At 67.8% G+C, this 9621-nt stretch carries 7 protein-coding genes and 1 tRNA gene; 7 read left to right on the forward strand and 1 reads right to left on the reverse strand.

The window, feature by feature from the left end; genetic code table 11:
• Window positions 1-159 precede the first annotated feature (159 nt).
• From FK498_RS14450 to phoB, 7 genes are all read left to right on the forward strand, one after another.
• Window positions 160-236, forward strand: a tRNA-Pro gene (locus FK498_RS14450).
• 217 nt (window positions 237-453) lie between these two features.
• Complete coding sequence (locus FK498_RS14455) at window positions 454-1437, forward strand: PstS family phosphate ABC transporter substrate-binding protein (RefSeq protein WP_161988428.1); 984 nt, start codon at window positions 454-456, stop codon at window positions 1435-1437.
• A gap of 80 nt (window positions 1438-1517) precedes the next feature.
• Complete coding sequence (locus FK498_RS14460) at window positions 1518-4157, forward strand: ABC transporter permease subunit (protein ID WP_202614868.1); 2640 nt, start codon at window positions 1518-1520, stop codon at window positions 4155-4157.
• Between the two features lie 79 nt (window positions 4158-4236).
• Window positions 4237-5940, forward strand: a complete 1704-nt coding sequence (gene pstA / locus FK498_RS14465) for a phosphate ABC transporter permease PstA (protein WP_141855716.1) — start codon at window positions 4237-4239, stop codon at window positions 5938-5940.
• Window positions 5941-5964: 24 nt separating this feature from the next.
• Window positions 5965-6798 (forward strand): phosphate ABC transporter ATP-binding protein PstB, encoded by an 834-nt coding sequence (gene pstB / locus FK498_RS14470; protein ID WP_141855718.1) that lies wholly within the window; start codon window positions 5965-5967, stop codon window positions 6796-6798.
• 20 nt (window positions 6799-6818) lie between these two features.
• Window positions 6819-7535: a phosphate signaling complex protein PhoU gene (phoU, locus tag FK498_RS14475; RefSeq protein ID WP_141855720.1), complete on the forward strand. Its 717-nt coding sequence runs from the start codon at window positions 6819-6821 to the stop codon at window positions 7533-7535.
• A 25-nt stretch (window positions 7536-7560) separates the two neighbouring features.
• Window positions 7561-8268 carry a phosphate regulon transcriptional regulator PhoB gene (phoB, locus tag FK498_RS14480; protein WP_141855722.1) on the forward strand — a complete coding sequence of 236 codons (708 nt, stop codon included), beginning with the start codon at window positions 7561-7563 and terminating at the stop codon, window positions 8266-8268.
• 266 nt (window positions 8269-8534) lie between these two features.
• Here phoB and FK498_RS14485 read toward each other — a convergent pair whose 3' ends face one another.
• Window positions 8535-9467, reverse strand: coding sequence for an IS5 family transposase (locus tag FK498_RS14485; protein ID WP_141855724.1), 933 nt, complete (start codon window positions 9465-9467; stop codon window positions 8535-8537).
• Window positions 9468-9621: the final 154 nt, after the last annotated feature.

Genomic DNA, 9621 nt, shown 5'->3' on the forward strand with positions numbered 1-9621 from the left:
AGCGAGGCGCGCATGGCCCGGCGGCTGGCCGCGCTCGAGGCTGCGCTTGCCGAGGCGCTGGCGGAGCTGCGCGCGATCCGCGACCTGCTGGCACGCCCGGGCGGCGCGCGTCGCAGCGGTTGACTTCGCCCGGCGCGCGCGCGATGTGACGGTCCTGGTCGGAGCGTAGCGCAGCCTGGTAGCGCATCAGTCTGGGGGACTGGGGGTCGTGGGTTCGAATCCCGCCGCTCCGACCATTCCGACCGGGATCAGGCCGCGCTCGGCGCGCGCTTGGCATCGACAACCCGGCATCATCATCCGAACCTCTGTCACTGGTCGGTTGTCATCGAAGCTTCACGATACTGCAATCGAGGAGTCTCGGTGCCCCGATACGGTCGGGCTGGTGCCGGGGGTGCATCGGTCCTGAACGCCCTCGAGTCATCCGCATCGCGAACGGGGATGGAGGATCTCACCGTGAAAAGGTTTCTGCTCGCTGGCGTGGCAGCGTTCGCGCTCGCCACCGAGGCGTTCGCCCAGGCCGTCCAGATCGACCCGGCGCTCCCGGTCTATCAGCCGGTCAGCGGCATCTCGGGCAGCCTGAAGTCGATCGGTTCCGACACGCTCAACAACCTGATGACGCTCTGGGCCGAGGGGTTCCAGGCCGTCTATCCGAACGTACGCATCGAGATCGAGGGCAAGGGCAGCTCCACCGCGCCGCCCGCCCTGATCGCCGGCACGTCGCAGTTCGGGCCGATGAGCCGCGAGATGAACCAGCGCGAGCGCGACGAGTTCCAGAAGCGCTACGGCTATCCGCCGGCGGCCATCCGTGGGGCGGTCGACTCTCTTGCGGTCTATGTCCACAAGGACAACCCGCTCCAGTGCCTCACCATGCAGCAGGTGGATGCGATCTTCTCCAAGACCCGCCGCGGCGGGCATCCCGAACCCATCACGCGCTGGGGTCAGCTCGGCCTGACCGGCGAATGGGCCGACAAGCCGATCAGCCTCTATGGCCGCAATTCGGCCTCCGGCACCTACGGCTACTTCAAGGAGGTGGCGCTCTTCCGCGGCGACTTCGCCGATGCGGTGAAGGAGCAGCCGGGGTCTTCGACCGTGGTCCAGGGGGTCGCGTCGGACAAGTTCGCCATCGGCTACTCGGGCATCGGCTACAAGACCGCCGATGTGCGCGCCGTGCCGCTGGCTGCCCGCCCGGGCGAGCCATGCTACGAGGCAACGCCCGACAACGCCTATGCGGGCGACTATCCTCTGGCGCGGTTCCTCTACATCTACGTGAACGTGAATCCGAACCAGCCGCTCGACCCCCTGCGCCGTGAGTTCATCCGCTTCGTCTACAGTCGCCAGGGCCAGGAGGCGACGGTGAAGGACGGCTATTATCCCGTCACCCGCGCGATCGCGGATGAGGATCTGAAGAGCATGGGGATCACGCCGTCTGGCAGTTGATCTCTCCATCGGCCTGAGGCCCGGGCGGCTCGCCCCGCCGCCCGGGCCCCTCCGTTTAGTCCCTCCTGCCGGAGCCTGTCGTGTCCGCCGACCCTGCCGTCGCCTCCGCTGCCCCACCTGAAACCGGCAGGGTGCCGCGCCGCCAGAACAGGGTCACCCGTCGATCGGTCCTGATCATCGACCGGCTGGCCGACTGGTCGATCACGGTCGGCGGGCTGCTCGTGATCGTTGCCGTCTTCGGCATCATGCTGTTCCTCGCCCAGGTGACCGTGCCGCTGTTCACCGGCGCTGCGCTCGAATCCGAGCGCAGCTACCCGCTCCGGACCGACGGGCGGCGAACGCTGATCCTGAATGTCGACGAGTACCGCACCATCGCGTTCGCGCTGCTCGAGGATGGCACGGTCACCGTCGCGCACGCGCCCACCGGCACGCCGCTGGCCGGGCAGAAGCTCGATCTGGGTCCGTCTCCGGTCTCCGCCTTCGGCCGCACGATTCGGCGCGACAACCTGCTGATCGGGTTCGCCGACGGTACGGTGCGCTTCGGCACCGTCAGCGTCACCGCCGAGATTGCGGATGCAGACAGGGTGCCGGAGGGTGCACGCCAGCTCGACGAGCGGGACCGGACGGATGGACGGCTCGTCTACTCGCGCATCCCGGGCAATCAGGTACGCATCATCGGCTTGCGGCTGCAGCTTGACGAGCCGGTGCGCGTCACGCCGGACGGCGCCGCCATCATTGCCGCCGACTACCGCGTGGGCGGCACGGCGGAACGCCCCGTCCGGTCCTTCGTGACGGTGGATGCCAACGGGAAGGTCCGCCTCTCGCGCGCCGAGAGCCGCCTCAACCTAATGACGCGGCAGATGCGCACCACCGTCGCCAACGCCGAGCTGCCGGCGCTTCCGGAGGGCGTGCGGGCCAAGGCGGTGCTGCTGACAGAGACGGCGGACACCGTGCTGGTCGGCACCGAGGACGGCACGGTGTTCCGCTATGACAGCCGGGACTTCCGCAACCCACGGATGGTGGAGCGGGCGGCAGTGCTCTCGGACGGCGAGATGCTGACGGGGCTCTATTATCTCGTCGGTGAACAGTCTCTGGTCGTCACCGGTTCGCGTGGCACGACGGATGTCTTCTTCCTGCTCGAACGGCGCAACGCCCGCGGCAGCGACGGCTTCGAGCTGGTGCGCGCGCACCGGCTCGAGAACCAGGGTGCGCCGATCGGGTATGTCAGCGCGAGTCCGCGCAGCAAGATGTTCGTCACCGCCGACGCTTCGGGCGGGGTCTGGGTGCGCCATTCGACCTCGTCGCGGACCCTGCTCAAGCTGCAGAAGACAGTCGATGCGGCATCCGGATATTCTGGACTCGTGATGGCGCCGCGCGAGGATGGCGTGATCGCCCTGACCGCGCAGGGGGAGGCAACCGCGTGGTGGATTTCGGCGCCGCATCCCGAGACGACGCTGGCCACCTTGTTCGGGCGTGTCTGGTACGAAGGCTATCCCGAGCCGTCCTTCACCTGGCAGTCAAGCTCCGGATCGGACAGCTTCGAACCGAAGCTCAGCTTGGTGCCTCTGATCTTCGGCACGATCAAGGCCACGGTCTACGCCCTTCTGTTCGCGGTACCGATCGCGCTGATGGCGGCGATCTACACCTCTGAGTTCGTGCACCATCGCGTCCGCTCGGTGGTGAAGCCTGCGATGGAGATGATGGCTTCGCTGCCATCGGTCGTGCTGGGCTTCATCGCCGCGCTGATCCTCGCCCCGATCGTCGAGGACTGGGTCAGCGCCGTGCTGATGGTGTTCATCGCCCTGCCGCTCAGCCTGCTCGGCGCCGCCTATGCGTGGCAGTTCCTGCCGCGCCACGTCGCGCTGCGCTTCGGCGGACTGCCGAAATTTGCCCTGATGTTCGTCTTCCTGCTGATTGCCTTCCAGCTCTGCCTCTGGACCGGTGGGCTGCTTGAGCGACTGGTCTTCGCGGGCGACATCAAGGCGTGGCTTGCCGGCACGATCGGCGGGCCGATGGGTTTCACGACGCTGCTCCTGATGCCGCTGATGCTGGCTGTGGTGGTATGGATGTCCAGTCGGGTGCTGTCCGACCGCCTCGAGGACGCGGTCGGCGCGACGGGACGACTCACGGCCGGTCTGGTCGCGCTCGGGCGCTGGATCGCGACGCTCGTCGCGGCCCTGCTGCTCGCCCTGTTCGCGGCGTCGCTGCTGACGGGGCTTGGCTACGATCCGCGGGGCGGCGTCGTCGGCACCTATGTGCAGCGCAACACGCTGGTGGTCGGCTTCGCGATGGGCTTTGCCGTGATCCCGATCATCTACACGATCGCCGAGGACGCGCTGAACGCGGTGCCGGAGCACCTGCGGGGCGCCTCGCTCGCCTGCGGCGCCACGCCCTGGCAGACGGCCACGCGCGTGATCCTGCCGACAGCGACCTCCGGCGTGTTCGCCGCCGTGATGATCGGCATGGGCCGCGCCGTGGGCGAGACGATGATCGTCGTGATGGCGGCGGGCAATACGCCGATCATGGACTGGAACATCTTCAACGGCCTGCGGGCGCTCTCGGCCAATATCGCCGTCGAACTGCCCGAGGCCGTGCGCAACGGCACGCTCTATCGCGTGCTGTTCCTTGCCGCCTTGACCCTTTTCGTCATGACCTTCGTCGTGAACACACTGGCCGAGGTGGTGCGGCAGCAGTTCCGGCGGCGCGCGGCGAGTCTCTAGCGAGGCGGAGGGGCTGATGGCGATGGACGCTGTCACTTCGGAAACGGCGCCACCTGGCGTCGGCAGCCGACAGGGCGTGATGCCACAGCGGGCTGCGGCGGGGCGGGTCCGCCTTGCCGATCTCTCGGCCCAGGGCGAGCCGTGGCTGTGGTGCCTCGGCGGCGCGCTGGCGCTCGGCATCGTGATGATCCTGGGTTTCCTCGTGCTCGTGTTCTGGAACGGCGTCGTGACCTTCTGGCCCAAGCCGATCGAGGTTGTGCGGCTGACCGACGACAGCGTCATTGCTGGCCTGCCGACCCGGTCGGCCCGATTCCGTGTCGGCGACCAGGTGCTTGCCGCACTGCCGGCCGAGAAGCGCGCCGAGATCGCAGCCAATGGCGGATTCGCGGACCGCACGCTGTACCGTGTCGGCAACTACGATCTCTACGGCGAGGATTTCCGCTGGGCGGCCGATTTCGAGGTGGTCGACCGATCGCGCCCGATGGACCTCGTTCTGGTCGAGCGGCTGGAATGGGGAGTCTTCGTCGGGCGCATCGCGGCCTTCACGCGCGGCGGCGAAACGGTCAGGGTGGACGATCCGACCTCTCCCGCGCTTGCCGAGGCGTGGCGGACGGCGCGCGCCCGCTGGCATGAGATCCGCCGCATCGAGAAGGGCGAAATCGGCACCGTGAACCACCACCTCGAGCAGGAGCGGCTGCGGCTGCGGCGCGCCCTGCTCGAGCATCCGGATGGCGGACCGGCGGCCGAGGCCGCCCGTGCCCGCTTCGCCGAACGCGAGTCCCACTATCAGGCGCAGTACGAGGCACTGGCGGCGCGCGCCCAGGCGCTGAAGGCGCAGCACGAGGCCGAGACGGTCACGCTGATTGACGTCAACGGCCGCGAGAAGGTCCAGCCGCTCGGCACGCTGGTCCGCTACCACGCGGCGAACCAACTCACGCTTCTCGGCAAGCTCGATGTCTATCTCTCGCGCTGGGCCGAATTCCTGACCGACGAACCGCGCGAGGCCAATACCGAGGGCGGCATCATGCCGGCGATCTTCGGCACGGTGGCCATGACGCTGCTGCTCGTCATCGCCGTGACACCCTTCGGGGTGATCACGGCGCTCTATCTGCGCGAGTACGCCCGGCAGGGGCGGCTCGTCTCGATCGTGCGGATCTCGGTAAACAATCTCGCCGGCGTGCCCTCGATCGTCTACGGCGTGTTCGGCCTGGGGTTCTTCGCCTACATCGTCGGCGGCTCGATCGACCAGCTCTTCTATCCGGAACGCCTCCCCAGCCCCACCTTCGGCACGGGTGGTCTGCTCTGGGCGTCGCTCACCCTGGCCCTGCTCACCGTGCCGGTGGTGATTGTCGCGACCGAGGAGGCACTCGCCGCCGTGCCGCGCAGCATGCGCGAAGGCAGCCTCGCCTGCGGTGCGTCGAAATGGCAGACGATCCGCAACATCGTGCTGCCGCGCGCACTGCCCGGAATCATGACCGGGATCATCCTGGCGATGGCGCGCGGCGCCGGAGAGGTCGCCCCCCTGATGCTGGTGGGCGTGGTGAAGCTCGCGCCGGAACTGCCGATCGATGGCTTCTTCCCCTTCATCCATCTCGAACGGAGCTTCATGCACCTCGGTTTCCACATCTACGACGTAGGCTTCCAGAGCCGGAACTCTGAGGCCGGAAAGCCGATGGTGTTCGTCACCACGCTGCTCCTGATCGCGCTGATCTTCGCGATGAACCTGACCGCGATCATCGTGCGCACCAGACTGAAGAGGAAGTTCGCGGGCAGCCAATTCTGAGACGGCAAGGACGGAGAGCGAGCGATGGCGGAGGCAGCGCTGAAGGATAGGCCCGCGACGGACGGGTTCGATCCGACCAGCTATCACGTGCGCGAGGGCGGCCGTGGAACGGCGGTGGAGATCCGCGACTTCAGCCTGTGGTATGGGACGAAGCAGGCATTGTTCGACGTGGGCATGTCGATCGAGGCGGGCCTGGTGACGGCGCTGATCGGCCCCTCCGGCTGCGGCAAGTCCACGCTCTTGCGCTGCCTGAACCGCATGAACGACCTGATCGACGGCATCCGCATCGAGGGCAGGATCGCCATCGAGGGGCAGGATATCTACGCTCCTGCCGCGGATGTGATCGCGATCCGCAAGCGCATGGGCATGGTGTTCCAGAAGCCCAATCCCTTCCCGATGTCGATCTTCGAGAACGTCGCCTATCCCCTGCGCGTCGACGGGATCCGCGACAAGGTGCTGATCCAGGAGACGGTCGAGCGGTCGCTGCGCGGCGCCGCGCTTTGGGAGGAGGTGAAGGACAGGCTGAACGAGAACGCCCTCGGCCTCTCCGGCGGGCAGCAGCAGCGCCTCTGCATCGCGCGCGCGATCGCCGGCAGCCCCGAGGTGCTGCTGATGGACGAGCCCTGCTCGGCCCTCGATCCCATCGCGACCGCCAAGATCGAGGAACTGATGGACGAGCTGCGCGGCCAGTTCACCATTGTGATCGTGACGCACAACATGCAGCAGGCCGCGCGCGTCTCGGACAACACCGCCTTCATGTATCTCGGCCGGCTGATCGAGTACGGCGAGACGGAGGTGATGTTCACGAAGCCCAAGGTGGCACGGACGCAGGACTACATCACCGGCCGCTTCGGCTGACCTGGGCGGGGACGCGAGCCATGGCAGACCATATCGTCAAATCCTACGACGAGCAGCTCACACGCCTGCGCGACACGCTGCTGCGCATCGGCGGCATCGTCGAGAATGCGCTCGCCGAGGCGATCAACGCGCTCACGCGGCGCGATGCGGCCCTCGCCTCCGAGGTCGTGCATCGCGACGCGGAAGTTGACGCACTGCACCGGTCGGTCGAGGACCAGGCGGTGCGGCTGCTCGCACTCCGTCAGCCGATGGCGAACGACCTGCGCATGATCGTTGGTGCGATCCGGATCGCACTCGATCTCGAGCGGGTGGGCGACTACGCGGCGAACATCGCCAAGCGCGTGATGGTGCTCTCGCAGCTTCCGTCCGTTGTCGGCGTCGGCTCGATCCAGCGCATGAGCCGGATCGTGCAGGAGATGCTGAAGGACACGCTCGATGCGCTGGGCACGAACGACGCCGCGAAGGCGCATTCGGTATGGCAGCGCGACGAGCAGGTGGACGAGGCATACAACGCCGTCTTCCGCAGCCTGCTGACCTACATGATGGAGGATCCGCGCAACATCACGCCCTGCGCGCACCTGCTGTTCGTGGCGAAGAACATCGAGCGGATCGGCGACCACGCCACCAACGTGGCGGAGACGATCCGCTTCATCGTTCTGGGCGAGGAGGCGGAAGCGGATCGACCGAAGGGCGACGAGTCGGCCTTCGCGATCGTCGAGCCCCCTGCGGGCCCGTGACGGCGGTGGCGCCTGCCGGAGGGGAATGCCGCGAATGCTGAAGCCGCTGATCCTGATCGTCGAGGACGAGGCGCCGCTGGTGACGATGCTGCGCTACAATCTCGAGCGCCAGGGCTTCCGCGTCGACGAGGCGGCGGACGGTCAGGAGGCGATCACCAAGATCGCCGAGGCCAGGCCCGATCTCGTGCTGCTCGACTGGATGCTGCCCGCGATGTCGGGGATCGAGGTGTGTCGCCAGATCCGCCGCCGCCCCGGCACGCGCGACCTGCCGATCATCATGGTGACGGCCCGTACCGAGGAGGCCGACAGCGTGCGCGGCCTGAATACGGGCGCGGACGACTACATCACCAAACCCTTCTCGATCGATCTGCTGCTCGCGCGCATCCGTGCGCTGCTGCGCCGCTCCGGCACGCCACCGGCGAAGGGCACGCTGAAGTACCATGACATCACCATGGATCTCGCGGCGCACCGCGTCAGCCGCGGCGGGCGGGGGGTGCATCTCGGCCCGACCGAGTTCCGCCTGCTCGAGTTCTTCATGCAGCATCCCGGCCGCGTGTTCTCGCGGGAGGAGCTGCTGGATGCGGTCTGGGGGCCGGACATCCATGTCGAGCCGCGCACCGTCGACGTGCACATCCGCCGCCTGCGCAAGAGCCTGAACGGGCCGGGCGAGGTCGATGTGGTGCGCACCGTGCGCGCGGCCGGCTACGCGCTCGACATCGACGGCGCCGCCTGATACCCAGCCGAGACTGGATCAACCCTCGCTGGCCGGGCATCTTCCCTCGGTTTCGCGCGCGGCCGCGCCACCAGCCGCGCGCGCCACACCGGCAGCCCAAAGGTCAAGCCTTTGCCTTGCCGGTATGATGAGACCTGTGCGCGGGAGTGGTGTAGGCGTCGACGTCCGCGCTGATGGTGAGGATGGGTGGGCGGGTTTGGCTGCGATCCGGGTGATTGCGCTGCATTCAGGGGCGCCGGCAACACCGCGGGCAGACTGCTCCTGCGTCAGGCAGCGGCGCTGATGAGTGTGGCGGTTCGGCGCAGGTTGTAGGCGATCGCGGCGAGCCGGACCTGCAGGCCCGCCTTGGCGAGGCCGATCCAACGCATCCGCCGCAGGCCGTAACAGCGCTTCCAGGTGCCGAACACCTTCTCGATCCGGCACCGGATGCGCTGCACTTGGTCGTTGTGCGCCTTGAGCCGTGCCAGCGCCTCCGGCCTGCCCCAGGTGCCGGTGTGCACGACCTGCGGTGTGCCACCACGCGCGATGATGACGCGCTCGGCCGAGCGACCGGCAAAGGCACTATCGCCGTAGACGTCACCGGGCTCCGACGGCAGTACCGCCTCCATCTGGTCGGCATCATGCACATTCGCGGTGGTGACCTTGACGCCGCGGATCAGCACGGCGGCCTGGTCGGTCGCCACGTGCGCCTTGTAGCCGTGTGTCGGCTTGCGGCGCCGGTGCCCGGCCCACCTGGCCTCGCCGTCGTGGGGGATGCTGGCAGACGGGATCAGCGTCGCATCAACCAGCGTGCCTGTCCGCACCATCACGCCCTTCGCCTCCAGTTGGCGGGTCACGGCATCAAACAGCACCCGATCCAGCCCGCGGGCGACCAGTTCGCGGCGGAAGCGCACGAACGCGGTGCGCTCAGGTGTGGGCTCGTGCGCCGCGAAGCCGCAGAAGCGGCGGAAACTCGCGCGGTCGTCCAGCGCCTCGGCCAGCTTCACATCCGACAGGTCGTGCCAGGTCGCCAGCAACAACGCCCGGAACAGCGCCAAGGGCGGCCAGCCGGGCTCGCCCTTCGCAGCCGCCGAGATGCCGACCAGATGGCGGTCGATCGCCGACCAGTCGATCAGCCCGGCAAGCTGCGACAGCGACGCGGCCGCGCGCGGCTCCGACCGCGCCAGAAGATCCTCCTGACCAATCCGACGCCGTGCCATCCCCACCTCCTCAACCAAATCACGGCATCGAATCAAACTGCGTCGCGTCGACGCAAGACCTCCCGCGCACAGGTCTCATGATACCAATTCCCGCTGATCAGAACCCATGTGCCCATTCGCGCAGTCCGATGGACATGATGTGCCAGGGCTGCGC

Source organism: Elioraea sp. Yellowstone (assembly GCF_006704265.1).
GTDB lineage: Bacteria > Pseudomonadota > Alphaproteobacteria > Acetobacterales > Acetobacteraceae > Elioraea.

Bases quoted from the DNA above. Each gene is read 5' to 3' on its own strand.
- pstA (WP_141855716.1), top strand. From the start codon at position 4,237: ATGCCACAGCGGGCTGCGGCGGGGCGGGTCCGCCTTGCCGATCTCTCG.
- pstB (WP_141855718.1), top strand. From the start codon at position 5,965: ATGGCGGAGGCAGCGCTGAAGGATAGGCCCGCGACGGACGGGTTCGAT.
- phoU (WP_141855720.1), top strand. From the start codon at position 6,819: ATGGCAGACCATATCGTCAAATCCTACGACGAGCAGCTCACACGCCTG.
- phoB (WP_141855722.1), top strand. From the start codon at position 7,561: ATGCCGCGAATGCTGAAGCCGCTGATCCTGATCGTCGAGGACGAGGCG.
- FK498_RS14485 (WP_141855724.1), bottom strand. From the start codon at position 9,467: ATGGCACGGCGTCGGATTGGTCAGGAGGATCTTCTGGCGCGGTCGGAG.